The organism is Actinoplanes sp. NPDC026623 (assembly GCF_040638275.1).
Taxonomy (GTDB): Bacteria; Actinomycetota; Actinomycetes; order Mycobacteriales; family Micromonosporaceae; genus Actinoplanes.
This window is the reverse complement of record NZ_JBEZXZ010000012.1, coordinates 63148-88448: the sequence shown is the minus strand read 5'-3', so window position 1 is coordinate 88448 and position 25301 is coordinate 63148. Positions and strand designations below refer to the sequence as shown.

Here is a 25301-nt window from a genome sequence, read left to right as displayed (position 1 = left end):
GGCGCACCCCGGCCGCGCCGGGCGCGCCTAGGGTCGAGGTCATGAGCACCGAGCAGGCCGTGCGGGCGTGGCTGCGCGAGCGCGGCGCCGAGACCGTCGACCACCCCGGCGGCACCCTCTACGCACACCTCGGCCGGGTCCACGACCGGCTCGGCGCGCTCGGCCACGGCCCCGACGTGCAACTGGCCGGGCTGGCACACGCCGCCTACGGCACCGACGGCTTCGACCTGGTCCTGCAGCCGGTCGCCGACCGCACCGTGCTGCGCGACCTGGTCGGCGAGCGCGCCGAGGCGCTCATCTACCTGTACGCGGCCTGCGACCGTTCCCGCAGCTGGCGGGCGCTGCCCGAGACCCGCCGGGTGTGGGACCGCTTCGCGGGCGTCGCCCGGGACCTCGCGGCGGAGCAGGTGCGGCCGTTCACCGACCTGAGCATCGTCAACGAACTCGACGTGGTCGAGCGGGACCCCGGCATAGCCGAACGCCACGGCGACCAACTGCGCGCCCTGTTCGAGTCCTGGGCGCCGCTGGCCTCGCCGCCGGTCCTCACGGAGAGCCGCCGGGTCCTGGGCAGACCCTAGGGCGCATCGAGTTCAGCCCGGCCCGGCCGCCCGTCGCCGGCCGCTCGTGGCAGCGACCGTCGCGGCCGGCGTCGCGCCGCTGATGGGCGGCGGGGGTGTGCCTCTGGTGGCACTGCTCGGCGGCTTCCTGCTGGGCGGCGCGGCGAGCCGCCGGGCGGCCTCGACGGTCGCGGGGCTCGCGGGCAGCAGCGGCAGCCGCACCGCGGCGGTCGGGATGCGGCCCAGCGCGTGCAGCACCCCCTTGATCACGGCCGGGTTCGGCTCGGCGAACAACGCCAGCGACAGCGCGGCCAGGCGATTCCCGAGCGCCCGCGCCCGTACGGCGTCACCGGCGTGCCAGGCCGCGACCAGGCCGGCGAAGTCCGAGGTCGCGACGTGCGCGGAGGCCAGGATGCCGCCGTGCGCGCCCATCGCCAGCAGCGGCGAGACGACGGCGTCGTCGGCGCCGAGCACCGCGAAGTCCTCCGGCGGGTCCGCCAGCAACTCGGCGGTGCCGGCGTCGATGCCGCCGTTGGCGTACTTGATCCCCGCGACACCGGGGATGGCCGCGATCCGGCGCAGCGCCGCGGTGGACAGGTGCTGCCCGGTCCGGTACGGCACGTGATAGACGATCAGCGGCACCGCCGCGGCGGCCGACAGCGCCTCGAACCAGGCCACGACGCCGTCCTCGCCCGGCCGCAGGAACGGCGGCACCAGGCTCAGCGCCGCCGCCGCGTCCCGCAGGGCGCCGACCGCGCGCACCGAGTCGGCGCCGATCATCAGCGGCGCGTGGTGCTCCCGGCACACCCGGGCGACCACCTCGACGACGGCCCGCCGCTCGCCGCCGGTCAGCGCCGACGGCTCCGCGGTCGTGCCCAGGGCCACCAGGCCCGCCGCGCCGTCCCGCAACGCGTCGTGGGCGAGGCCCTCCAGGGCTTCGAGGGCCACCGCCCCCGCGGCGTCGAACGGGGTGATCAGCGGGACGTACACGCCGGTGAAGGTCATGAACTCAGCGTCCGGCAGATCAAGCATCAGGTCTAGTTCACGTTCCTGCCTGCCACAGTAAGCTGCGCTGATGCTCGACGTGCGCCGGCTGCGGCTGCTCTACGACCTGTCCCGGCTCGGCACCATCGCAGCCGTCGCGCGGGCGGCCGCGTACACCCCGTCGGCGGTCTCCCAGCAGCTGTCGGCGCTGGAGCGGGAGGCGGGCGTGGCGCTGCTGGAACGCACCGGCCGGGGCGTCACCCTGACGGCGGCCGGGCACGTGCTGGTGCGGCACGCCGAAACGGTGCTCGCCGCCCTGGAGCAGACGTCGGCGGCGCTCGCCGCGGTGACCGCCGGCCTGTCCGGGCCGCTGCGCATCGGCGCGTTCCCGACCGCCGTGCGCACGCTGCTGCCGCAGGCGCTGGTCCGGCTGGGGCGCCGGCACCCGGGGCTCGAGCTCATGGTGACCGAGTTGGACCCGGTGGGCGTCCCGGCCGCGCTGCGCGAGCGGCGCCTCGACGTCGGCCTGCTGCACGACTACGACGTGGTGCCGGTCGAGCCGGACCCGGTGCTCGACGCGACGCCCCTGCTGGACGAGACGGTGTTCCTCGCGGTGCCGGCCGCGGGCACCCACACGGCGCTCCACCACGTGCGCGACGCCGCGTGGATCCTGGCCAGCCCCGGCACGCTGTGCCACACGGCGACGATGCACATCTGCCGCGCGGCCGGGTTCACGCCGCGGGCTCGGCACCAGGCCGACGACTTCGCCACGGTGCTGGCCCTGATCGCGGCGGACCAGGGCGTCTCGGTGGTGCCGGAACTCGCCGCGGCCGACCCGCCTGCGGGCGTACGGCTGATCCCGCTGGCGACCCACCGGCGCAACCGGATCGCCTACCGCAGGGGCGCGGCGGGCCACCCCGCGGTGGCCGCCTTCATCTCCGCGCTGCGCGACGACGGCGTGGTCGATTTGCCGTCCACCCCGGACCGGACGAAGATCACCTAATGACCGACATCGTCCTGTTTCACCACGCCCAAGGCCTGACCGCGGGCGTGCACGCCTTCGCCGACCACCTGCGCGGCGCGGGCCACACGGTGATCGTGCCCGACCTGTACGCCGGGGTGACCTTCGACAGCCTCGACGCCGGGGTGGCGCACGCGCAGGAGATCGGCATGGACGAGATCGTCGCGCGCGGTGTCGCCGCGGTCGCCGGCGTCCCGGACCACGTCGTGTACGCGGGCTTCAGCCTGGGCGCGATGCCGGCGCAGAAGCTGGCGCAGACCCGGCCGGGCGCGCTCGGCGCGATCATCTACCACGGCGGGGTGCCGGCCTCGGCGTTCGGCGGGCAGTGGCCGGCCGGGGTGCCGCTGCAACTGCACCTCGCCGAGGAGGACGAGTGGAGCGAGGTCGACGTCGCGCGGGAACTCGCGGCGGCCGCCAAGGACGGGACCCTCTTCCTGTACCCGGGCTCGGCGCACCTGAGCACCGACAGCAGCCTGGAGGAGTACCAGCCGGAGACGTCGGCCCTGATCCTGCGGCGCAGCCTGGAGTTCCTCGACCGGGTCGGCTGAGCGCCACCACGCGTCAGTCGCGCGTGATCAGGGCGGCCGCGGGGCGCAGCGGGATCGGGTTGTCCGCGGGCAGCACGGCCCAGGCGCGGGCGGCCAGGGGCTCGAGTAGCCGGGCGCAGCGCTGGGTCGCGTCATCGCCGAGTCGCTCCCACGGCCCCGCCGCCAGCCGATCGGTCACCGCCTCGACCTGCGCGTACGCGTCCCGCGCGGCCTGCGTGGCCGAGCCGTCGCCGTCGACCCAGCCGCGGTCGGTCAGGCGCCGCGCCGCCGCCTGCCACTGCTCGTCGCTCCAGCCGCGGGCCGCCTGCATCCTCGCGGGCAGCGCGCCGGCCTCCAGCACGGAGCGCCAGACCACCGACTCGCAGCCGTCCACGCCGGCGGTCAGCAGCGCCGCCACGTGGCCGTCGCCGCGGTGCTCGCGCAGGATCGTCGCGGCGTGCCACAGCCGGCCGGCCGGGTCCTGCGGCGAGGGCAGGTCGGCGTTGGCCGCGGCCAGCACCCGGCCGGGCAGGTCCACCGCCAGCGCGGCGGCCGACAGCAGCTCGGCGGCCTCGGCCACCTGCGACTCGGCCACGCCGGCCAGCAGGCCGGACAGCGCCGCCCGGGCACCGTCGGCCCGGGCCGCCAGCGCGGCCTCGGGGCTGATGCGGGTCCACACGTCAGGCACCGCCCTGGCCACCATCGCCGGCGCGAACCCGAAGAACGCGGCGGTGACCGGTCCCGCGCCGACCGCGCCGAGCGGTGCCGTCCGGTTCGCGAAATAGCCCCGCCAGAACCCGCGCAGGCCGGCGGCCTCGAGCGCGGCGAGGGCCGCCGGATCGAAGTAGATGACGGCGTGCACGGCCTCGAACAATGACCACAGCTGACGCGGAACCGAAACGGAGCTCATACCGGCACCTAACGCCGACGGGCCGGCACGGTCAAGAGTTAGCTTGCACACCCGCGGGGCCCTGACCACGGCGGCTATTGTCGATCACCGATATGGCGCGGCCGATCCACAGTGGATGTCGTCGGGCGGCTTTCAACGGAGGGCGGTAACCGGATCATGGCGGAATCTCGGGGAGCCGGCCGCGTGAAGAGGCGGGTGCGCGCTCTCATCGGCGGTCAGGCGAGCATCAAGATCAATAGCGGCAACATCATCTGATTGGATGGGTGAATGACCGACGACAACCAGGACACCCAGCGTGTCGTCAGAGCCGGCCGCGAGGTCGCGGCCCCGGCCGAGGCCATCTTCGAGCTCATCGCCGATCCGTCGCTTCAGCCGCGGTGGGACGGCAACGCCAACCTGTCCGAGGCGCCCGCCGGCCAGCGCGTGCACGGCGTCGGCGACATGTTCGTGATGACGACCACGTCGGGAAACGTCCGCGAGAACCACGTGGTCGAGTTCGCCGAGGGCCGGCGCATCGCGTGGAAACCCGCCGAGCCGGGCCGGGAGACCCCCGGCCACCTGTGGCGCTGGGAGTTGGAGCCGATCGACGCCGGGCACACGCGGGTCACGCACACCTACGACTGGACGCTGCTCAGCGACGAGAAACGCCTGCCCCGCGCCAGGGCGACCACGGCGGAGAAGCTGCGGGCCTCGGTCGACCGGCTCGCCGCCCTGGCCGAAGGCTAGGGCCGATCAGAGCGGGTCGCCGAGCGGCCCGTACTCCTGCTCCAGGGCGTCCGCCCAGTGTGCGGTCCAGTCCGGCTGGGTGCCGTCGGCGTCGGTGAACCCGTACTCCTGGTACAGGCCCCAGGTGGCCAGGGCCCGTCCGGTCTTGGCCATGATGGCGGGGTCGGCGGCCAGCGCGGCGACCGCCCGCCCCAGATAGGTCGGCGTCTCGGAGCGGGCGAAGTTCGGGTCCTTGGCGGCGCCGTCGCGCCAATTGGCCTCGGTGACGCCGAAGACGTCCAGCATGGCCTCCGAGCGCAGGAAGCCGGGCGTGATCGCCACCGCCGCGACGCCGTGCTCCTTCAGCTCGGCGGCCTGCCCGACGGCGAGCCTGATCACCGCCGACTTGGCGAGGTCGTAGAAGAACGAGCCACGGTAGCGGGCGGTGTTGCCGTCGGTGACCTCCACGACCAGGCCGCTGCCGCGGGCGACCATCAGCGGCAGCGCGAACCGGCTGGTGATCACGTGGGTCTCCACCGCCTGCCGGATCAGCCTGAGGCCGGTGTCGAGGTCCTGCTCCCAGAGCGGATGCTCCCAGTCGGTCAGCGGATCTCCGCCCCAGACGGAGTTGACCAGGATGTCGAGCCGCCCCTGCTGCTCGGCCGCGATCCGGCCGACCAGGGCGCGGACCTCGTCCGGTCGGCTGTGGTCGGTGCGCACGGGTATGCCGAGGCCGCCGGCGGCGCTGATCCTCTCGGCGGTCTCCTCGATGGTCTCCGGGCGGTCCAGCTCGGAGCGGCCGGCGGCGCTGCTGCGGCCGGTGACGTACACGGTCGCGCCGGCGGCACCGAGCTCGACGGCGATGCCGCGCCCGCCGCCTCGGGTGCCGCCGGCGACCAGGGCCACCTTCCCGGCCAGCGGCGGGGCGTCGTTCGTCATGATTCCTCCAGGTCGGGTGCGGGCAGGTGCGGGGACAGCAGGTTGCCGAGCTGGTTCCGGAGCCGCTGCGCGAGGGTGCCCTGGCGGTCCAGGGCCCAGATCAGGCCGGCGCCGGCGGCGATCGCCTGCACGGAGCCGGCCAGGGCCGCGAGGTCGGTGCCGGCGCGCAGCTCGCCCGTGAGCAGCGCCTCGGCGAGCAGCGCCTCGACGGCCCGGCCCTGGGCCTCGTGGATGGCCAGGGCGTGCCGGCGGAACTGCGGATCGGTGAGATCGATGCACAGGAACGCCAGGTGGTTGGCGTAGGTCTCGGGCGTGGCCATCGCGGCCATCGGCTCCACGATCAGCGCGGCGAGGGCCTCGAGTGCCGATTGGTGCTCCTCGCGCACCCGGCCGGGGAGCGCGTCGGCGTGCTTCGCGGACTGCTCGGCGAGGGCCAGCAGCAGCCCCCGCTTGGAGCCGAACCGCTGCACGAGCGTGCCGGGCACCAGGCCCACCTCGCGGGCGACGACGGCCAGGGTGAGCCCCACCGGGCCCACCCGGCCGATCACGTCGGCCGCCGCGCGCAGGATCGCCGCGTCTTCGATCCCCCGGGGACGTCCCGCCACCGCGACCTCCCTAATTAATAAATGCTCGTTCATTCATTAAAGCGGCCGCGCTGCGGGATGGCAAATGCGGTATGGTCACCGCACTTTGATCTGGCTCCCCGGATGTATGCCGCAGGGTGGGAGCACAGCCCGCGCGCCGAGCGCGTGAGGCCCAGAGGGGCGGCGACGGTTCCGTACACCCTCTGGAAGGTCTGTCATGAACATTGGTCTCGGGTTGCCCATCTCCGCTCCCGAAGCACTGCTCGACTGGGCGCGTCGTGCCGACGCCGGCCCGTTCAGCACCCTCGGCCTCCTGGACCGGCTGGTCTGGGACAACCCCGAACCGCTTGTCACCCTCGCCGCCGTCGCCGGTGCGACCACCCGCATCCGGGTGCAGACCGAGGTGCTGCTGGTCCCGCTGCGCGACACCGCGCTGCTGGCGAAGCAGTGCGCCACCCTCGACCGCATCTCGGGCGGCCGGTTCACCCTCGGCGTCGGCATCGGCGGCCGGGCCGACGACTTCGCCGCGGTCGGCGGGGACGTACGCACCCGCGGGGCGCTCATGGACCGCCAACTCGCGGACCTGCGCCGGATCTGGGCCGGTGAGCCGTTCTCCGACGAGGCGGGCCCGATCGGCCCGTCGCCCCGCAGCGCCGCCGGCCCGGAGGTGCTGGTCGGAGCGTTCAAGGACCGCGCGCTGGAGCGGGTCGCCCGCTTCGGCGACGGCTTCCTCGGCGCCGCCCCGCCGGCGTACCTCGGTCGGCTGTTCCGGTCCGTCGAACGATCCTGGGAGGCCCGGGGGCGGTCGGGCCGGCCCCGGCTGGTCGCCCAGGCGAACGTCGCGATCGGACCGGCGCCGGTCGTCGCCGAGGCCCGGGCGGCGATCGAGGCGTACTACGGCGACCCGGCCACCGCCCGGTACATGCTCGCGGGCCTGCTGACCACGCCCGCGCACCTGCGCGACGCGATCGCCACGTACGCCGCGCTCGGCGCCGACGAGGTGATGTTCTACTGCTGGTCGGCGGACGCGGACCAGGTCGACCGGATCGCGGCCGCCACCGCCTGACCAGCCCCCGCGTACCCAACCGGGGGCGCGGTGGCGCTGAGCGCGCCCAGACCGGACCCTCCGGCCTGGGCGCGCGAGGTGAGCCGAGCGGCCGGGCGGCTCAGCGGACTTCGTGCTGGGTGCCGGCCGACCGGATCGCGGCGCTGCTCGACGACGGTGAACTGGCCGAGCACGCCGCCGCCGACCCGGCGCTGCCGTCCATTCCGCTCAGCTGACCTGCGACGCGGCGGGGGAGGGCGCCGCGGGTGGCCCGGCCTCCGCAACGGCGCTCGCAGATCCCGGCGCCGCCGCCCGGTGCCGGACGGCGACGAGCACCAGGACACCGGCGACCAGCGCGACCGCCGACGCCACGGTCAGCGTCGCGTTCAGGCCGTCGGCGAACGCCGCCGGCTGCCCGTGCCCGTCGCTCACCCGGTCCGCGAAGATCGTCCCGAACACCGCGACGCCGAGCGCGAACCCGAGCTGGCGGAACGTGTTGAGCGCCCCGCCGGCCATCCCGCTGCGCTCCCGCGGCACCTGGCCGAGCACCGCCGACGACAGCGACGGCAGCACCGAGCCGACCCCGACGCCGACCACGATCAGGCCGAGGATCAGCTCCTTGCCGGTGCTGTCCGCGTCCAGGCCCGCCTGCAGCAGGTTGCCGGCCGCGATCAGCAGCAGGCCGATGCCGACCGTCCAGCGCGGTGCGACCCGCTGCAGCAGCCGCCCGGCCGCCGCGCCGACCACCAGCGAGGCGGCGGCCATCGGCAGGGCGCCGATCAGGCCGGCGTCGACCGGGCCGTTGCCGAGCACCTGCTGCAGCCAGACCGTGGTGAAGGGCAGGTATCCGAAGGCCGCCGCCTGGGTGAGGAACGCGGCCACGATCAGCGCGGCGAACGGCACCCGGCGGAACAGCGACAGGTCCAGCATCGGGTGATCCGACCTGCGCTCGACCACGATGAACGCGACGAGGGCGAGCACGCCGGCGGCGAACGCGGCGAGGGCGACGCCGTCGGTCCAGCCGGCGTCGCCGGCGCGGATCAGGCCGTAGGTCAGCGCGCCCGCCGCCACGGTGAAGGTGGTCGTGCCGGGCACGTCGAAGCGGCCACCCCACGGCGCCTTGGACTCGGTCACGCCGCGCACCGTGAACCAGACCGCGATCAGGCAGATCGGCAGGTTCACCAGGAAGATCCAGCGCCAGCCGAAGTGCTCGGTGAGCAGGCCGCCGGCGAGCGGTCCGGCCGCCGCGGCGGCGCCGTTGACCGCACCCCAGACGCCGAACGCGACGCCCCGGTCGCGGCCCTGGTAGGTGACGTTGAGCAGGGCCACGGTGGTGGCGAACATGGCGGCGCCGCCGGCACCCTGCAGCACCCGGGCGGCGATCAGCGCCTGCTCGTTCGGGGCGATCGCGCACAGCAGCGACGAGAATGCGAACAGGCCGATACCGACCAGGTAGGTGCGGCGCCGGCCGTACCGGTCGGCGAGCGACCCGGCGCCGAGCAGCAGCGCGGCGAGGGCGAGGGCGTACCCGTCGAGCACCCACTGCAGGTCGGTGTAGCCGGCGCCGAACTTGTCGGCGATGTCCGGCAACGCGACGACGACGATGGTGACGTCCACCAGGAGCAGGAAGGTGCCGAGGCAGACGGCAATCAGGGGTGACCATTTACGCATGCCCAGCAGGATGCCGGTAAGCCCGCCGAATTCACCAGCCGCCACGCGGTTTTCGGCGGATCTCGACAGCGGATAGGCTCGGTTGGTGGAAATCGACAGCCTGGACGCTCAGGTGACGCACGCGCTGCGGATCAACGGACGCGCGGGATATCGCGAGATCGGCGCGGTGCTCGGCGTCTCCGACCAGATGGTCGCCCGGCGCTATCGCCGGTTGCGCGACGAGGCGGGCCTGCGGGTGGTCGGCCTGCCCAACCCCATCGAGCTCGGGTACGAGACCTGGGTGCTTCGCCTGCGCGCCGCGCCGGACGCGGCGCTGCAGATCGCCGGGGCGCTGGCCCGCCGGCCGGACACCGGATGGGTGTCGATCACCTCCGGCGGCACCGAGATCGCCTGCAACGTACGCGTGCCGGCGTCCGCCGACCGCGAGGCGCTGCTGCTGCAGAAGCTTCCGCGGACGCCGCGTCTGGTCGCGGTGAGCGCACACTGCCTGCTCCACGTGTACGTCGGCGGCGCGGTCGGACCCGACCGCCGCGACGACGCGCTCTCCGCGGAGCAGATCGCCGCGCTGACCCCGGTGCGGCCGGTCGGTTCGCCCGCCGCGGCGCACCTCACCGACGCCGACGCGCCTCTGATCGAGGCGCTGTCCTGGGACGGCCGCACCAGCTACACCGACCTCGCGGCGACGACCGGCTGGCCGGAGTCGACCGTCCGCCGGCGTGTACAGGAGCTGTTCGGCTTGGGCTCGCTCTACACCGACGTGGAGATCGAGCCGGAGTTCTTCGGGTTCCGGGCCGTGGTGCTGCTCTGGCTCTCGGTCGCGCCGTCGCGGGTGGCCGCGGTCGGCGCGGCGCTGAGCGAGCACGAGGAGATCGTCTTCGCGGCGGCGACGACCGGGCCGACGAACCTGCAGGTGACCGCGGTCTGCCAGGACATGCCGGCGTTCTACCGCTACGTCACCGACCGGCTGGGCTCGCTCGACGGGGTGGAACGCATCGAGTCGGCGCCCGTGCTCAAACACGTCAAGCAACTGGGCACCGTGCGCTGAGCCGGCCGCCGGGGTGCGCCGGTGCGCTAGGAATGTCGTCATGGCAGAAGGATCTTCCGTCGCGCGTGCCGGCCGCGGCATGGCGGTGGCGACGCTCGCATCGCGAGCCGCCGGCTTCGTACGGCTGATGGTGCTGGCCGCCGCCCTGGGCCTGGGCGGCCGGATGCTCGACAGCTACAACGTGGCGAACACGCTGCCCAACGCCGTCTACGAGCTCGTCGTCGGTGGCGCGATGGCCAGCGTGGTGGTGCCGCTGCTGGCCCGGGTGGCGCTGACGGAACCCGACGACGGGGTGGCGTACGCGCAGCGGCTGCTGTCGTTTGTGGTCTACGGCCTCGGGGCGGTCACCGTCGCGGCGATGCTCTCGGCACCGTGGCTGGTCGAGCTGTACGCGCCCGGCTTCACCGGCGAGCAGCGCGACCTGGCGGTGGTGTTCAGCCGGTTCTTCCTGCCGCAGATCCTGTTCTACGGCATCAGCGCCACCGCCGGCGCCATGCTCAACATCCGCGGCCGGTTCGCCGCCCCGGTGTGGGCGCCGCTGGTCAACAGCCTGATCGTGATCGCCGTCGGCCTGGCCTACCTGGCGATCGGCGGCGCCACGAGCATCGCGTCGCTGACGACCGCGCACCTGCTGCTGCTGGCGGTCGGCACCACCGCCGGCGTCTTCGCCCAGATGGCGCTGGTGGTGTGGGCGCTGGCCCGCAGCGGCTTCGCGCTGCGCCCCCGGTTCGACCCGCGCGGCCTCGGCGTCCGCCGCCTCGGCCGGCTCGGCGGCTGGGTGCTCGTGTCCGTCGTCGCCGCGCAGGTACTGCTCGCGGCCGCCACCCGCGCCGCGTCGATCGGCGGACCCGGCGGCGTCGCCGCGTACCAGAGTGCGTCCGCGGTGTTCCAGACGCCGTTCGCGGTGATCGCCCTGTCGGTGATGACCGTCCTGCTGCCCCGGCTCAGCCGCCACGCGATCAACCTCGATCACGCCCAGATCACCAGTGACCTGTCCCGGGCGGTGCGGCTCGCCGTCGTGGCCCTCGCCCCGATCGCGGCGGCCATGCTCGTGCTCGGCCCGCAGATCGCCGTACTGCTGTTCGCGCACGGCCGCAGCTCGGCGCCGGCGGTCGCCCTGCTCGGCGCCGTGGTGGCGGCCTTCGGGGTGGCCCTGGTGCCGTTCACCGGCTACATGATCCTGCAGCGCGGCTTCTACGCCCTGCAGGACACCAGGACCGCCGCGCTGATCACCACCGGGGTGAGCGTCGTCGGCGTGGCCGGCTGCCTCGCCGCGACCTGGCTGCTGCCCCGCGGCGACATCGTCGTCGGGATCCCCCTGGCCTACGCGGCCGCCTACACCGCGGGACTCATCGCGGCCGCCGTCGTCCTGCGCCGCCGGCTGGGCCGCATCGACGGCCGGCGGCTGCTGCGTACCCATGCGCGGGTGGCGCTCGCGGCGGGGCTGGCCGGCGTCGGCGGCGCCGCCGCGGTCGGGGCCCTCGCGCCCATGACCGGCTCCGGCTTCGGCGCGGCGCTCATCACGCTCGCCACGGCGGGCGTCATCGGCACCGCCGTGTACGTCGCGGTCGCGCGCCTGGTGCGCCTCACCGAACTGCGCCAGCTCGTGGCCACCGCCGCCGGCATCCGCATCGGCTGACCGGCCCGACGTGGTGCGCCGCGTTCGCCAGGCGCAGCTCGACGAGGGCCGGAACGTCACCCAGCCTCGCGCTGCGGATCGAAACGACCACCGGGACCTACCCGCCGAGGGCCGGGTCGGCGGTTCTGCGCATGAGGCGGGACTGCCCGACCCTGTCGGTGAAGCCCCACCGGCGGTAGAACCCGATCAGGTCCGGCCGGCACACCAGCTCGCAGCTCCTGGCGTCCGCGACCCAGGGATGCGCGAGGACGGCGTCTATGACCATCGCGCCGACGCCCGCGCCGCGAACGCCGGGCGCCACGATCACATCGAGGACGAGGGCAAGGTACGTCCGGTCGGTCAGCACCCGGGCGAAACCGGCGAGCCGCGCGGACCGGCGCTCCCGGACCGTCACCACGACATCCGACCCGGCGATGATCGCGCGGGCCTCCGCCTCGGTGCGCCCGGCCGCCCACCATGTCGAGGCGAACAGCTCCAGCAACTGCGGCACCTGCACGGCCTCGGCGTCGTACGAGATCTCGAATGAAGCGGGAGCCGGATCCCGGCGGTCGGCTATGGTGGCGCCATGGGTTGCTTCGCTGCCATGCAGATCCGCGTCGCCGCATAGCGGCGGTATCGCGGCCTCATCGCCGGCCCCCGCCGGGCCGGTGTCAGGCGCACCGCCGGATCGGTGTCCCGCCGGCAGCCCGCTCGACTGTCTCGCCGTGCTGCCGGATCGTCCCGCGTGATCCGGAGAGCGAATCCATGTCTCAGCGTTTCCATCCATCACACCAGGATCCGTCCCGCGCCGAACTCCTGCTGATGGTGGGGCTCCCCGGCGCCGGAAAGACCACCCGGGCCAGGGAACTCGCCGTCGCGCACCGCGCGCTGCGGCTGACCCCGGACGAGTGGATGATCGCCCTGTTCGACGGGTCGCAGCCCGACGGCAAGCGCGACCTGCTGGAGGGACGGCTCATCGCGCTGGCGCTGCAGGCGCTGCGGCTGGGCACCAGCGTCGTGCTCGACTTCGGCCTGTGGAGCCGCGACGAACGGTCGGCGCTGCGCTGGCTGGCGGCCTCGGCCGGGGCCTCCTGTCAGGTGATCTACCTGCCCGTCGGGGAGGAGGTCCAGCGCGCCAGGGTCGCCTTGCGCGAGGCGTCCGTGCCACACACGACGTTCCCGATGACGGAGGCCGACCTCGTGGAATGGCGGAGACAGTTCGAGGCGCCCGAGGCCGACGAACTGAGCGGGGGCGCGTCGGTTCCCGAGCCGCCGCCGGGCTGGTCCGACTGGTCGGGCTGGGCCGCTCACCGCTGGCCCTCGTTCGTTCCTCAGGATCCCGGGGCGAGGACGCAGAACTCGTTGCCCTCCGGGTCGGCGAGGACGATCCACGGGACATCACCCTGACCGACGTCGGCGGACGTCGCGCCGAGGGTCCGCAGCCGGGCCACCTCCGTCGCCTGCTCGTCACCGCGATGCGGCACCAGGTCGAGGTGGACGCGGTTGCGCGGGGTCTGCGCGCCGGGCGTGCGGAGGAACTCCAGATACGGCCCGGTGCCCTTGGCCGCGCGCAGCACCGCGTGGTCGTCGGTCACCTCGTGCCGGGTCCAGTCCAGCGCCTCGCCCCAGAACCCGGCCATGGCCCGCGGGTCCGCGCAGTCGACGACCACCGCGGCGATCGGCCCGGTGTCGCGGTAGACCTCCCGGGGTTCCAGCACGCAGAACACGTTGCCCTCCGGGTCGGCCAGCACCGTCCACGGGACGTCGCCCTGGCCCACGTCGGCGGGCGTCGCTCCGCGGCGCATCAGGCGGGCCACCAGCTCCGCCTGATGCGCCGCGGAGGTGGTGGCGAGATCGAGGTGCACGCGGTGCCGCACCGTCTCGGGGTCGGGGACGGCTATGACGTCGATGCAGACGGGTGCGTCGGGCTCGGTCCAGACGAGGCCCGCCGGCGCGACGCTTGTCGCACCGGGAACCGACCGGGGAACCCAGCCGAGTGCCTCCGCCCAGAACCCGCCGAGCGCCGAGTCATCCCGGGCCTTGAAGTTCGCTTGAACAAGTCGCAGCGCCATGCCGCAACCCTATCGTCCTAGGACGCCCTACGCGGTGTGCGGCGCCGCACACCGGCACATCAAAAGCAAAAGGAATCAACGACCCGCCCACATTTGGTTTTGGCCGGGGCAGGGTGGTGTCAGGAGCGGTTGGCCGCGTTGAGATAGGCCAGGACCGCGAGGACCCGGCGGTTGTTGTCGTCCGAGTTCGCCAGTTCGAGCTTGGCGAAGATGCTCGAGATGTGTTTGGCGATCGCGCTCTCGCTGAGAAACAGCCGATCCGCGATGGCGCTGTTCGAGCAGCCCTCGGCCATCGCCCTGAGCACCTCGCGCTCGCGGTCGCTGAGCCGGCCGAGCGGCTCGTGCCGGGAATTGCCGGTCAGCAGTTTGGCGATGACCTCGGCGTCCATGACCGTGCCGCCGTCCGCGACCCGGTGCACCGCGTCGACGAACTGACGGTCGTTGAAGACCCGGTCCTTGAGCAGGTATCCGGTGGACCCGGAGCCGTCCGCCAGCAGCTCACGGGCGTACAACTGCTCGACGTGCTGGGACAGCACCAGCACGGGCAGGCCGGGCACCTCCCGGCGGGCGGCCAGGGACGCCCGCAGCCCCTCGTCGGTGAAGGTCGGCGGCAGCCGGATGTCCACGATCGAGACGTCGGGGCGCAGTTCCAACAGCGCCGTCAGCAGGTCGGGGCCGGTCTGCACGGCCGCGACCACCGTGAATCCGTGTGCCTGCAGCAGATGCACGAGGCCCTCGCGCAGCAGGTGGATGTCCTCGGCGATCAGCACCCGCCGCGTCATGTCGCGGACCGCGGCGATCCGCGAGGGCGGCGGACCGGCAGCCAGACGGCCGTCAGGTACATCGCGATGCCGGCGGCGACCATGCCGGCGATCATCGGCCACTGCCAGATTCCGGACGCCCGCAGCGGGAGCAGCCAGCGGCTGTGCTCGGCGCCGGCGAGCTTGGCGGCGGCCGCGCCGAGGCCCTGCGTGAACAGCGGCAGCCACGCCAGCGACCAGCACACCACCACGAGCGTCGTCTCCCATCTGGGTACCCGGCCGGCCCGCTGTGATCGGCGGTCCGGGACGGTCAGCGTCACGCTGGTCGGCCCGCCGGGCGGGCTGGTGACCGTGCTCGTGCCGTCGAAGGCGGCCAGGCGTCGTTCGATGCCGTGGAGTCCGGTGCCGCGTGCCGGGTCGGCCCCGCCGCTGCCGTCGTCGCGTACGTGGACGTGCAGTGCGGTGCCGTCGTGGCGGATCTCCACGGCGGCGTGGCCGGCGCCGGCGTATTTGGCGGCGTTGGTCAGCAGTTCGCTGACGGCGAAGTAGACGGCGGATTCGACGGGTGCGGGCAGCGGCCCGGGCAGGGTGACGTCCACCCGGACGCGCAGCGGGCTGTCGAGTGCCAGGGCCCGCAGCGCGTCGGCGAGCCCGCGCTCGGTCAGTACCGGCGGGCTGATGCCGCGGACCACCCGGCGTAGTTCGGCGAGGGCTTCGGCGGTTCCGCCGCGGACCTGGCCCAGGAGTGCCTTGGCCGCGCCGGGACTGCTGTCGACGAGTTTCTCGGCGGTGGCCGCGGCCATGCCGAGGGCTACCAGGCGGCCCTGGATGCCGTCGTGCAGGTCGCGTTCGATCCGGCGCATCTCGGCGGTTTGCGTGTCGCCGGCCCGGACGCGTGCCGTGTTCAGGCGCTGAACCTCGCCGGCCAGCCGGCGTGCGGTGGTGGGGCCGAGCAGCAGGGCCGCCCATCGTCCGTATGCCGGCAGGGTGCGGGCGGGGGCCAGCAGCAGGCCGGGGGCGAGTGCGAGCTTGACCAGCGGGTCGAGGCCGAGCCAGGCCAGGTCGCGCCAGGTCGCCGGGTCGCGCAGCATCCATCCGAGGCGGGCGAGCCAGGCGGGCAGCCGGGGGCTGCGGAACAGGGTACGGCGGTAGCGGTACCAGCCGTCGTCCGTCGGCTCGGGGTGCGGCGGCTCGGGGTCGTACGGTTCGGCGATGGTGATGCCGCACCACTGGGTGCAGTGCCGGCGGGTCTGCGCTGCCATGCGGCGTACCAGGAGAACCGCCGGGGGGAAGAGCGGGATCAGGCCGATCCCGGAGGCTTGCAGCAGCGCGACGGCGGCGAGCGCGAGCAGGGGCACCTCGATGAGTATCAGCCCGAGCAGGGCGATGCCGCGGGCCCGCTGTCGCACCATGTGTCCAGTGTGCGGTATGCGGGCGTCGTGGTGTGGGTCAGGCGACCGGGATGGCTTCCTGTTCGGTCTCGGCGGGTTTGTCGGGGGTGAGGGTGGTCGGCCAGGCGTGCCGGCCGAGGAGTTTCATCGTGGCGGGCATCAGTACGGCGCGCACGAGGGTGGCGTCGATGAGGATGGCGACGGCCAGTCCGACGCCCATCTGCTTGAAGCTCACCAGCGACATCGTGCCGAACACGGCGAACACGGCGACCATGATCAGTGCCGCGCTGGTGACCACGCTCGCGGTCGATTTGATGCCGTGTTCGACGGCGTCCGGGGCCGGCATGCCGCCGTCGTGGGCCTCGCGGATGCGGCTGAGGATGAAGACCTGGTAGTCCATGGACAGGCCGAACAGGATGACGAACAGCAGCAGCGGCAGCCAGTTCACGATGGCTGCGGGTGCGGCGCCCAGCAGGCCGGCGCCGTGTCCGTGCTGGAACACCAGGACCAGCACCCCGTACGCGGCGGCGACCGACAGCAGGTTGAGCAGGATCGACTGGACGGCGATGACGATCGACCGGAAGCTGATCAGCAGGAGCAGGAACGCGAGCAGCAGGACGAAGCCGAAGACCAGTGGGGCGGTCCGGGCCATCTGCCGGTTGAAGTCCATGGTGGCGGCGGCGCTGCCGGTGACATAGGCCCGTACGCCGGGTTGCGCGCCGACGGTCTGCGGCACGAGCGTCTCGCGCAGGGTCTGCACGGCTCTTCGGCCGGATTCGCCGTCGCCGACGCTGAGGGCGACGGTGGCGACCGTCCGGTCCGGGCTGACCTGGACGCTGACCGGTTGGTGTGCCGTCGACGTGCCGAGGGCGCGCTGCTCGAGCCGGGTGATCGCGTCCTGTACCGCGGGGTCGGTCACGTCGGGTGCCTTGATGGCGACGACGGCGGGTTCGTTGCCGCCGGGGAACGCGTGGTCGATGGCCGCGTAGGTGCCGGCGATGGGGTAGTCGCCCTGCAGGTCGTCGACGCCGGGCTGGCCGACCCGCATCCCGAGGGCGGGCACGGCGAGCGCGATGAGCACCGCGGTGGCGAGGACGGTGGAGATCCAGGGGTGGCGCAGCACGCCGGTCAGGATGGTGTCCCAGGTCCGGCCGCCGCCGGTCCACGCGCCCAGGCGCCGGGGCCAGGTGATGCGCCCGCGGGTGGTGGTCCGCACGATGCCGTGGATCAGCCGTGCGTCGACGGCGTCGCCGAGGATCGCCAGGGTGGCGGGGAGCACGGTCACGGAGGCGACCATCGCGGTGAGGACGATCAGCATGGTGCCCTGTGCGAAGCCCATGAACACGCCGTTGCCGGTGAGGAACATGCCGGCCATCGCGAGGATGACGGTGCAGCCGGAGATCAGCACGGCGCGGCCGGAGGTGGCGGCGGCGGTGTCGAGGGCCTGTTGCCTGGATCGGCCCCGGGCGCGTTCTTCCCGTTCGCGGCTGAGGTAGAACAGGGAGTAGTCGACGCCGACGGCGAGGCCGATGAGCAGCATGAGGCTGGTCGTGGTGTCGGCGACGTGCAGCGCCTTGCTGGCCACGGCGAGCAGTCCGGTGGCGGCGAAGAACGCGGTCATCGACATGGTGAGCGGGATCAGCATGGGCAGCAGGGTGCCGAAGGCGAGGAGCAGGATGACGGCGGTGATCGGCAGGGACAGGTTCTCGGCGCGCTGGAAGTCCCTGGCGAGTGCGACGCCGGCGAGCCGTTGGAGGCTGGCCGTGCCGGCCTGTTCGATGCGCAGGCCGGGATGGCGTTCCTGTACGGCGGCGACCGCGTCGAGCACGGGTTGGACGCGTTCTCCGGCGGTCTTCCCGGCGCCGGTCATGTCGAACAGCACGAGCGCGGTCGTGCCGTCGGCGGTGCGGGGTGCGGGGTCGCCGGAGTCGTAGGGTGTGCGTATCCGCTGGGCCTGGCCGGTGGCCTCAACGGAGGTCTTGACGTCCTGTACGGCCTGCCGGAATGCGGCGGTGTCGGCGGTCAGCCGGCCGTCGCGGGCCTGGATCAGCACCGTCTCGCCGGCGACGTCGGGGAAGCCGGCCTCCTCGATGATCTGTCCGGCTCGTCGCGAGTCGCCGCTCTCGTCCTCGTAGCCGGCCATGGCGGTGGTGCCGGCTGCGCCGACGCCCAGGCCGGCTACGGCGACGAACGCCAGCCAGCCGAGGATTGCCGTCCGTCGGTGCCGTGCGCTCCATCCGCCGATGCGGGCGGCCAGGTTCCGCGGTTGCATTGTCGGGTCTCCGTCCTCGCCGGCAGGCGCGTCCGGCCTCCGGCTCAGTCTGTGCGGGCGGTGGCGGCCGGTCATTGGCGCTGGGTGCCGGGTCTGGTGCAGTCAGGTACACCCGGGTCGGTGCCGATCACCCGTATCGGGTCGCATGTTCGGCGTGGACAATGCGGCCGTCCTTCCGCTGTGTTTCCGCCGTGGCCCTCGCGATGCTGGCGGGGGCGGGTCCGGTGCCGGCCGCCGGAGGGGAATTCATGTCTGGCCTGGGTGGTCTGCGCCTGCTCGCGGTCGTGCCGGTCCTGGCCGCCGTGCTGTCCGTGGCCGGCGGCGATGACGGCGGCTACCGGCTCACTGCGGCCGACGATCCGGTTTTCCATCTGGGTGCCGAGTCCCGTGCCGGGGATCCGGTCTGCGCCCGGACGATGGGCCCGGCGAGTGCTCCGGCGACCGACCACTGGACCTACCGGGCGGTCGTCAGCCGGTCGTCGGGGCTGGTCCTGACCGGCCTGCGGCTGGGGCCGCGGCTGCTGGCCGATGCGGCGGGGGTGGCGTATGTCAGGATCCGCACCGCCGACGGGGCGGCGCACAACGGGTTCCTGACCCCGGCGCCGGTGGCGCAGCCGGACATCACCGTCGCCGGCCGGCTGCTCGGGGCCGTCGACTGTTCCCCGGTCGAGGGCGATGAGGCGGTGACGGCCAGGTATGCGGTCACGGTCCGCTCGCTGAGCCCGGGCGGGGACGTCACGGTGCTTTTCGAGCAGCAGTACCGCTTCTCCGACGTGCTGGACGACCGGTGCGAGCCCACCCTCACGTCCCGGTGCAAGCGCTTCTGGCCGACCACCCGCTGGGCGGTGTCGCCGTCCGACAGCGGGAAGGTCCGGTCGGTGTCGGTGGTGCAGCGGTTCGCCTGGAACCCGGACGACGGCGTCGGGCAGGGCCACGGCGGCGGGGCGGTGCTGATCAGGGACGGCGTCAAGGTCCCGTCGGGGATCGAGGTGAATTCCCTGACCGATCTCGATCTCAACGTGACGACCCTCGGCGGCGGTCATCTGCGGCGCAGCGGTCAGCGGAAGGTCGTCGACCGTGGCGAGGTGCGCGGCGAGGGCTGGGAGAACTATCACCAGACCAGCCGGCACGAGGCCGGGCCGCCGTCGCCGGTGAGCGCCGGGTGTTCCGAATGCGTGCACGTCCACTGGTCCTGGTTCGCCGATCCGCGACCGTTCGGGGTTCCGCTTCCGAAGGGCAGGATGCGTGAGCTGATGGCCGATGCGGGCAAGGCGGCCGTCCGGCTGGCGGCGAACAAGCTCGCGTGCCGGTGCCTGTCCGGCAACTTCTCCGACGGCAGGCCGCAGATCCCGGAGGGCTCCCGGCAGACCGCCTGCGTCGGCTGGACGACCGAGGAGCCGGCGGAACCGGTCGACTGGTGTGAGCCGCGCGCCGAGAGCGACCTGAGCGTGTCGGCGCCGCCGGTGATGTACTGGGACGCCACGTCGAACGCCGCGGATCAGCTTGCCCGCGGTGTGTCGATCCGTAGCACCGACTACGCCACGGGCGACGCGTACTGGCAGAAGCTGCCGGATCGGCGCCACGGCGGCGACGGGTCCTTCTTCTTCGTTCCGGCGCGCCGGCTGGCCGTCCCGGGGCAGGAGCCGGGCGGGGCGACGACCGCGACCATCGAGCCGGTGTGGCCCGCGACGAAGGTGGCCACGCGGTGGGTGTTGCCGGTCCGGATCACCCTGGACCGGAAAGACGATCAGGGCCCCTATTACCTGCGGGTCAAATCCCGCGGGGTTCAGGTGGTGAACGCCGATTCGGCCGGTTCGGCGTACCCGGGCGACACCGCCTGGGTGACGGTCCGGAACGACACCGTCGACCCGGACGGCCGGTTCCGTCCGGGGCCGGTCCGCCGGATCGTCGCGGGCCACACCGGCTCGATGGTCGCGGCGCTGGAGTTCGACCGCGAGCCGGCACCGGAGGACGTGTCCCTGCGGCTGGATGCCGCGCCGGACGGGGTCCCCGGCTATGTGCCGTCGGACGGCACGTGGACCGACCCGTCGACGGTCGGTGACGCGGCGGAGACGATCGACTGGCTGTCGGTCGTCCGGCGCCATCTGACCGACTGCAACATGGACCGGGACACGTCGGAGGTGACGCTGGCCGGGGACTTTCCACCGCGTACGCGGGACATCAACGGCGACGGCGAGGACGACGTCTTCATCGGCGCGAAGTGCTACAGGTCGGCGTCGGCCGCGCTGCTGTACGCGTTCGACGGAGCCTCGGACAGCCGGGATCCTCGGCTGCTGGGCGTGGTCGACGGGCGCGAGCATCCCGTGTTCGACCTGACCGGTGCGACCCTCGGCACCACCGGCGACTCGGTGACGATCCACGCCACGAATCCGCGTGACGCCGACGGGGAGCTGCCGTACCGCGACATCGAGCTCACCCTGGAGTGGCACGGCCGCCTGCAACTGACCCGGATCGACACGGAGGACTGCGCGTGGCCGGTCTACTACTTCGGCGGGGACGATCCGGTGATGGTCTGCCATTAATGCGATGCGATCAGGGTGGCGCGGTTGGCAGGATGCCGACATGGTCAGCGCCACGGGAGTACGCATCGGATGGACCGACCTGCCGCCGGGGGTGCGCGGGGCGGTCGAGCGTTGCCTGGGCTCGCCGGTCGCCGCCGCGGTTTCGCAGCCCGGCGGGTTCTCGCCGGGCACCGCCGACCGGGTGGTGACGGCCGACGGCCGGCGGGCCTTCGTCAAGGCGGTCGGTTGCGGCATCAGCGAGGCGGCGCTGGCGTTCCACCGCAGGGAGGCGCGGGTCGCGGCGGCGTTGCCGCCGGATGCTCCCGCGCCGCGGCTGCTCGCGTGTCACGACGACGGTGAGTGGATCGCGCTGGTGTTCGAGGATGTCGACGGGCGTCACCCGCGCACGCCGTGGGACCGCGATGAGGTGTCGGCGGTGTTCGACGCCCTCGCCGGGCTGGCCCGGGCGGCGACCCCGTGCCCGGTGCCGGTGCCCGCCGCGGCGGATCAGTGCGGTCCGGACCTGGCCGGGTGGCGGCGGGTCGCCGCGGACCGTCCGCCGGCGCTGGACCCGTGGGTGGCGGCGCAGTTGCCGGCGTTGCGGGCCGCCGCCGGCCGGGCGCTGGCCGGCCTGGACGGGCAGACGCTGGTGCATGGCGACGTCCGCGCGGACAACCTGCTGGTTCGCGGCGACGGAACCGTGGCCGTGGTCGACTGGCCGCACGCCTGCCGCGGGCCGGCGTGGCTGGACCGGCTGCTGCTCTGCATCAACCTGCTGCTGTTCGGCGGCGTCGACATCGATCCGCTCGTGGCGCGCCTGGCGTCGGACGCCGCGGTGCCGGTGGGTCTGCTCATCGACGTGCTGGCCGGTTACACCGGCTATTTCCTGGACGCCGCGCGTCAGCCGCCGCCGCCGGGGCTGCCGACGCTGCGCGCGTTCCAGCGCGCCCAGGCGGACGCGTTGCTGCCGTGGGTGCGGCAGCGCCTTGCCGGGGTTAGTCGAGTTATGTAGAGTTTCGCGCATGCCACGGATACCGCACACCTCGCCGCAGACGTTGCTGCTGTTCAGCACGCTGCTGGACGAGCCGCAGCGCTGGCGTTACGGCTACGACCTGAGCAGGGAAACCTCGCTCGCCTCGGGCACGCTCTACCCGATTCTCATGCGGCTCACCGAGCAGAAACTGCTCGAAACCGGGTGGGAGCCGTCGGACGAGCCGGGCCGCCCGCCGCGCCACCTCTACCGGCTGACCGCCGAGGGGGCCGCGCTCGCCGAGCAGCGCCTCGCGGCCAAGGCCGCCAGACCCCGGACCCTCGGTCCCGCGATCCAGGCGCGCACCGCGTGAGCGTCGTGGGGGCGGTGCGGGAGAGCGCCGTGCGCCGCATCGCGTACGCGGTGCTGGCCGCAGCCGTCCGTGGCCGCGGCGAGCGCGGCGGCGACTGGGGCGAGGCCGTCCTGGCCGAGTTCGCCGAGACGACGGGTGACCGGGAGGCGGTCCGCTGGGCCGCCGGCGGTCTTCGCGCGGTGTGGCACGAGCGCCGGGCCCGCACCCGCGAGCTGCCGCGGATCGTGCGGATCCGGCGCCGGGCCGTGCTGATCACGCTGATCGCCGTCGTCGCCGGGCTGGCCGTCAACCGCTTCGTCCTGACCGTCGGCTACCAGGAGAGCGGCAGCATGGAGCCGACCTACCTGGTCGCCGACCGCTACGTCGTCGATCTCGCCGCCTTCCGGCTCACCGGCGTCCAACGGGGGGACGTCGTGGAGTTCACGATGCCGGACACCGACCGGCTGGTGGTCAAGCGCGTCATCGGCCTGCCCGGCGACACCGTCGACTGCCGCGACGGCCGGGTCTGGCTCAACGGCGCCCCGCTCGACGAGCCGTATCTTTCGGCCGATCCGGAATCCGCGCGCACGGAAGGCTGCACCGCCACGACCGTGGAGTCGCACCGGCTCTACCTGCTCGGCGACCATCGCCTCGTCTCCATGGACTCCCGGCAGTACGGCGCGGTGGACGAGGACGCCGTGCACGGCCGGGTCCTGCTGCGGCTCACGGCAGGCGGGGTGTAAGCCGCCGGCTCACTGCCAGGTTGATGGCGGTCGCGACGGCGGCGGCCGCCATCAGAACCGCGGCCACCCCGGCGGGGATCGACATCTCACGATGTTACCTTCCCGGGCATGGAGTCGCGCAGGATTCAGGTCGGTGCCGCGGCGCTGCACGTCGGCGTGACGGGTCGGGGTCCCGACGTCGTCGTGCTGAGCGGCGGCCCCGGATGCGTGCAGTACCTGGAGCGTGACGACCTCGCGCCGCGCGGACACCGCGCCTGGCATCCCGAACCGCGCGGCGTCGGCCGCTCGGGCGGCGGCCCGCACACCATGGAGGAGGCCATCGCCGACCTCGAAGGCATCCGCGAGGCGGCCGGCGTCGGCAGTTGGACCGTGGTCGGCCACTCCTGGGGCAGTGACCTGGGCGTGCGCTACGCGGTCGAGCATCCGCACGCCGTGACCGCGGTGGTCGGCATCGCCGGCCGCGGCCCGCAGCGCGACCGCACCTGGACCGACGCCTACGAGGCCGGCAGGCCGACCCAGCCCATCGTCGAGATCGACTGGGCGCCCGGCGTGCACACGGCTCTGAGCGCCTCGTTCTCCGAGTGGATCCACCGGCCGGACCTGTGGCGCGGGCTGGCCACCTGCGACGTACCGATGCACCTCATCGCCGCCGGCGACGACATCCGCCCATCGTGGCCCATCGAGCAGGTCGCCGCGCTGGTTCCGCGCGGAACGTTCGCCACGGTGCCGGGCGTTCCGCACGACTTCTGGTTCACCCACCCCGAGCTGTGGACCAGGACCGTCACCGACGCCCTGGAACGGCTCCGCGACGCCCAACGGTCCCCGAAGGAGCCCCGATGAGGACCCTCCGTCAGCGATTCTCCCGGTGGGTGCAGTCGCGGACCCTGCCCGGCCTCACCCCCGGCCGGTACGACGTCGCCCTCCGCAAGGACCTGCGGGTGCCGATGGACGACGGCGTCGAACTGCTCGCCGACCTGATCACCCCGATCGGGCGGACCGATCCGCGGCTGCCGACCATCGTGATCCGCAGCCCGTACGGCCGCCGCGGCATGGCCGCCGGCTCGGCCCGGGCGCTGGCCAGGGAGGGTTTCCCGGTGCTGTTCCAGAGCTGCCGGGGCACCTCGGGCTCCGGCGGCGTCTTCACCCCGCAGATCGACGAGCAGCGCGACGGCATCGCCACCCACCGCTGGGTCCGCGAACAGCCGTGGTGCACCGGCCCGGTCGTCACGTTCGGGCCCAGCTACCTGGGCTTCACCCAGTGGGCGGTCGCCGGCCGCCTGACCCGCGACGACCCCGCGAACGCGCCGGACGCCCTGTGCCTGCTCGTGACGATGCCCGACTTCGGGGCGATCACCTGGGACAACGCCGCGTTCGCACTGCGCAACGCGCTCGGCTGGACACAGATGATGGACCGCATGGTCCACCGGGATATGATCCCGATCCTGCTGGGCATGCTGCGCCCGGACCCCAAGCTGCGCCGCGGCTTCGGCACCCTCCCGCTCAGCGACGGCGACCTGGCCGCGACCGGCCGCCGGGTGCACTGGTATCAGGACTGGGTGGACCACGAGCGGCTCACCGACGACTTCTGGACCCAGCAGTCGCACACCGCCTCGGTGCCGGACGTCACCGCCCCGATCTACATGATCACCGGCTGGTACGACATCTTCCTGCCCTGGCAGCTGCGCAACCACGAACAGCTCACCGCCGCCGGCCGCCCGCCGCGGCTCACCATCGGCCCGTGGGGACACTCGGACCGCGAGCTGGGCGCCACGGCGATCGGGGAGTCGGTGGCGTTCCTCAAGGAGCACTTCGCCGGGGGGCCGAATGGCCGGACCGCACCGATCCGCGCCTACCGCACCGGCGACGGCCAGTGGCACGACCTGCCGGCCTGGCCGCCGCCCGGCGTCACCGCGCAGCCATGGCACCTGCACCGGCAGGGCCGCCTCCACCCGGACCGGCCCGCCGGGGGAGTGACCTCCTACGTCTACGATCCGGCCGACCCGACCCCGGCGGTCGGCGGCCCGAGCCTGGAACCGAAGCAGGGCCCGGCAGACAACGCCGCCCACGAGGCCCGCGCCGACGTGGTGGTCTTCCGCGGCGAGCCGCTCGCCGAGGCGGTCACCGTCGCGGGCACCCCGGTGGCCCGGATCCGCTTGCGATCCTCGCGACCCAGCGCCGACGTGTTCGTGCGGATCTGCGACGTGCACCCGGACGGCCGCTCGATGACCGTCTGCGACGGCATCCGGCGCATCGGGAGCATCGCCACCACCGACACCGACCCGCCCGCCGGCGCGGACGGCTTCCGGGAGGTCACGGTCGAGCTGTGGCCCGCGTTCCACCGGTTCGCGGCCGGGCACCGGATCAGCGTCCAGGTCAGCTCGGGCGCCCACCCCCGGTACGCCCGCAACCCCGGCTCCGGCGAGCCGGCCGCCGCGGCGTCGACGCCGTACCGCGCCACCCAGGAGATCTCGCACGACGCGGCCCGCCCGTCCCGCATCGACCTCCCGATGTGCGACGTCGGGGACGCGGACTCGCTGGAATACCGCCACGAGTGACGGGCCGCGGGGCCACCGCCGTGCGCCGAGGGCGAGGCCGGCGCGGGGCGGTGGGTC

General features: G+C 73.6%; 24 protein-coding genes. 14 read left to right on the top strand and 10 right to left on the bottom strand.

All coding sequences use genetic code 11. From position 1 onward, the window contains the following. Positions 1-41 precede the first annotated feature (41 nt). Positions 42-578: a DUF6817 domain-containing protein gene (locus AB0F10_RS06130; RefSeq protein WP_360620713.1), complete on the top strand. Its 537-nt coding sequence runs from the start codon at positions 42-44 to the stop codon at positions 576-578. A 12-nt stretch (positions 579-590) separates the two neighbouring features. On the opposite strand, the gene AB0F10_RS06125 is transcribed toward AB0F10_RS06130, so the two are convergent. Continuing rightward, positions 591-1562: a dihydrodipicolinate synthase family protein gene (locus tag AB0F10_RS06125; RefSeq protein ID WP_360620717.1), complete on the bottom strand. Its 972-nt coding sequence runs from the start codon at positions 1560-1562 to the stop codon at positions 591-593. Between the two features lie 70 nt (positions 1563-1632). Between AB0F10_RS06125 and AB0F10_RS06120 the strand changes: the two genes are divergently transcribed. Both AB0F10_RS06120 and AB0F10_RS06115 read left to right on the top strand, forming a co-directional pair. Next, positions 1633-2544, top strand: a complete 912-nt coding sequence (locus AB0F10_RS06120; protein ID WP_360620712.1) for a LysR substrate-binding domain-containing protein — start codon at positions 1633-1635, stop codon at positions 2542-2544. Next, entirely contained in the window at positions 2544-3110 is a 567-nt protein-coding gene (locus AB0F10_RS06115; RefSeq protein ID WP_360620711.1) for a dienelactone hydrolase family protein, read from the top strand. Before AB0F10_RS06120 ends, AB0F10_RS06115 begins: the two co-directional genes overlap by 1 nt. Positions 3111-3123: 13 nt before the next feature. Here the strand turns inward: AB0F10_RS06115 and AB0F10_RS06110 are convergent, their stop codons facing one another. Continuing rightward, the gene (locus tag AB0F10_RS06110; protein ID WP_360620710.1) at positions 3124-3999 is read right to left on the bottom strand and encodes an SCO6745 family protein; all 876 of its coding nucleotides are present in this window, start codon (positions 3997-3999) and stop codon (positions 3124-3126) included. Positions 4000-4266: 267 nt separating this feature from the next. On the opposite strand from AB0F10_RS06110, the gene AB0F10_RS06105 reads away from it, so the two are divergent. After that, a complete protein-coding gene (locus tag AB0F10_RS06105) occupies positions 4267-4725 on the top strand; it encodes an SRPBCC family protein (RefSeq protein WP_360620709.1) in 459 nt (152 codons plus the stop codon). A gap of 6 nt (positions 4726-4731) precedes the next feature. Here AB0F10_RS06105 and AB0F10_RS06100 read toward each other — a convergent pair whose 3' ends face one another. Further along, a complete protein-coding gene (locus tag AB0F10_RS06100) occupies positions 4732-5643 on the bottom strand; it encodes an SDR family oxidoreductase (protein WP_360620708.1) in 912 nt (303 codons plus the stop codon). After that, a complete protein-coding gene (locus AB0F10_RS06095; protein WP_360620707.1) occupies positions 5640-6281 on the bottom strand; it encodes a TetR/AcrR family transcriptional regulator in 642 nt (213 codons plus the stop codon). Before AB0F10_RS06095 ends, AB0F10_RS06100 begins: the two co-directional genes overlap by 4 nt. 163 nt (positions 6282-6444) lie before the next feature. On the opposite strand from AB0F10_RS06095, the gene AB0F10_RS06090 reads away from it, so the two are divergent. After that, the gene (locus AB0F10_RS06090; RefSeq protein ID WP_360620706.1) at positions 6445-7293 is read left to right on the top strand and encodes an LLM class flavin-dependent oxidoreductase; all 849 of its coding nucleotides are present in this window, start codon (positions 6445-6447) and stop codon (positions 7291-7293) included. A 207-nt stretch (positions 7294-7500) separates the two neighbouring features. On the opposite strand, the gene AB0F10_RS06085 is transcribed toward AB0F10_RS06090, so the two are convergent. Further along, complete coding sequence (locus tag AB0F10_RS06085; RefSeq protein ID WP_360620705.1) at positions 7501-8988, bottom strand: MFS transporter; 1488 nt, start codon at positions 8986-8988, stop codon at positions 7501-7503. A gap of 40 nt (positions 8989-9028) precedes the next feature. Here AB0F10_RS06085 and AB0F10_RS06080 point away from each other — a divergent pair, with 40 nt between their 5' ends. Together AB0F10_RS06080 and murJ are read left to right on the top strand one after the other, a co-directional pair. Further along, positions 9029-9988: an Lrp/AsnC family transcriptional regulator gene (locus AB0F10_RS06080; RefSeq protein WP_360620704.1), complete on the top strand. Its 960-nt coding sequence runs from the start codon at positions 9029-9031 to the stop codon at positions 9986-9988. A 79-nt stretch (positions 9989-10067) separates the two neighbouring features. Beyond that, positions 10068-11627 carry a murein biosynthesis integral membrane protein MurJ gene (murJ, locus tag AB0F10_RS06075; protein ID WP_360620716.1) on the top strand — a complete coding sequence of 520 codons (1560 nt, stop codon included), beginning with the start codon at positions 10068-10070 and terminating at the stop codon, positions 11625-11627. A gap of 97 nt (positions 11628-11724) precedes the next feature. Here the strand turns inward: murJ and AB0F10_RS06070 are convergent, their stop codons facing one another. Beyond that, a complete protein-coding gene (locus AB0F10_RS06070; RefSeq protein WP_360620703.1) occupies positions 11725-12117 on the bottom strand; it encodes a GNAT family N-acetyltransferase in 393 nt (130 codons plus the stop codon). Positions 12118-12371: 254 nt separating this feature from the next. Between AB0F10_RS06070 and AB0F10_RS06065 the strand changes: the two genes are divergently transcribed. Further along, positions 12372-13013, top strand: a complete 642-nt coding sequence (locus AB0F10_RS06065; protein WP_360620702.1) for an ATP-binding protein — start codon at positions 12372-12374, stop codon at positions 13011-13013. On the opposite strand, the gene AB0F10_RS06060 is transcribed toward AB0F10_RS06065, so the two are convergent. The 4 genes from AB0F10_RS06060 to AB0F10_RS06045 all read right to left on the bottom strand — a co-directional run bounded on the left by AB0F10_RS06060 (position 12938) and on the right by AB0F10_RS06045 (position 18102). Next, positions 12938-13678, bottom strand: a complete 741-nt coding sequence (locus tag AB0F10_RS06060) for a VOC family protein (RefSeq protein ID WP_360620701.1) — start codon at positions 13676-13678, stop codon at positions 12938-12940. The two genes, AB0F10_RS06065 and AB0F10_RS06060, sit on opposite strands and share 76 nt — an antisense overlap. Positions 13679-13797: 119 nt before the next feature. After that, positions 13798-14460, bottom strand: a complete 663-nt coding sequence (locus tag AB0F10_RS06055) for a response regulator transcription factor (protein ID WP_360620700.1) — start codon at positions 14458-14460, stop codon at positions 13798-13800. Next, positions 14457-15851: a histidine kinase gene (locus AB0F10_RS06050; RefSeq protein ID WP_360620699.1), complete on the bottom strand. Its 1395-nt coding sequence runs from the start codon at positions 15849-15851 to the stop codon at positions 14457-14459. Before AB0F10_RS06050 ends, AB0F10_RS06055 begins: the two co-directional genes overlap by 4 nt. 37 nt (positions 15852-15888) lie before the next feature. Next, positions 15889-18102 carry an MMPL family transporter gene (locus tag AB0F10_RS06045; RefSeq protein WP_360620698.1) on the bottom strand — a complete coding sequence of 738 codons (2214 nt, stop codon included), beginning with the start codon at positions 18100-18102 and terminating at the stop codon, positions 15889-15891. Positions 18103-18350: 248 nt separating this feature from the next. On the opposite strand from AB0F10_RS06045, the gene AB0F10_RS06040 reads away from it, so the two are divergent. The 6 genes from AB0F10_RS06040 (at position 18351) to AB0F10_RS06015 (ending at position 25244) form a co-directional block, all read left to right on the top strand. Then, on the top strand, positions 18351-20645 hold the full coding sequence (locus tag AB0F10_RS06040; protein WP_360620697.1) for a hypothetical protein: 2295 nt from the start codon (positions 18351-18353) through the stop codon (positions 20643-20645). A gap of 40 nt (positions 20646-20685) precedes the next feature. Further along, on the top strand, positions 20686-21636 hold the full coding sequence (locus AB0F10_RS06035; RefSeq protein ID WP_360620696.1) for a phosphotransferase: 951 nt from the start codon (positions 20686-20688) through the stop codon (positions 21634-21636). A 10-nt stretch (positions 21637-21646) separates the two neighbouring features. After that, a complete protein-coding gene (locus tag AB0F10_RS06030; protein ID WP_360620695.1) occupies positions 21647-21967 on the top strand; it encodes a PadR family transcriptional regulator in 321 nt (106 codons plus the stop codon). Continuing rightward, the gene (lepB, locus tag AB0F10_RS06025; RefSeq protein WP_360620694.1) at positions 21964-22689 is read left to right on the top strand and encodes a signal peptidase I; all 726 of its coding nucleotides are present in this window, start codon (positions 21964-21966) and stop codon (positions 22687-22689) included. The genes AB0F10_RS06030 and lepB overlap by 4 nt, the downstream gene beginning before the upstream one ends. 108 nt (positions 22690-22797) lie before the next feature. Then, complete coding sequence (locus AB0F10_RS06020) at positions 22798-23529, top strand: alpha/beta hydrolase (protein WP_360620693.1); 732 nt, start codon at positions 22798-22800, stop codon at positions 23527-23529. Next, a complete protein-coding gene (locus AB0F10_RS06015; protein ID WP_360620692.1) occupies positions 23526-25244 on the top strand; it encodes a CocE/NonD family hydrolase in 1719 nt (572 codons plus the stop codon). The genes AB0F10_RS06020 and AB0F10_RS06015 overlap by 4 nt, the downstream gene beginning before the upstream one ends. Positions 25245-25301 lie beyond the last annotated feature (57 nt).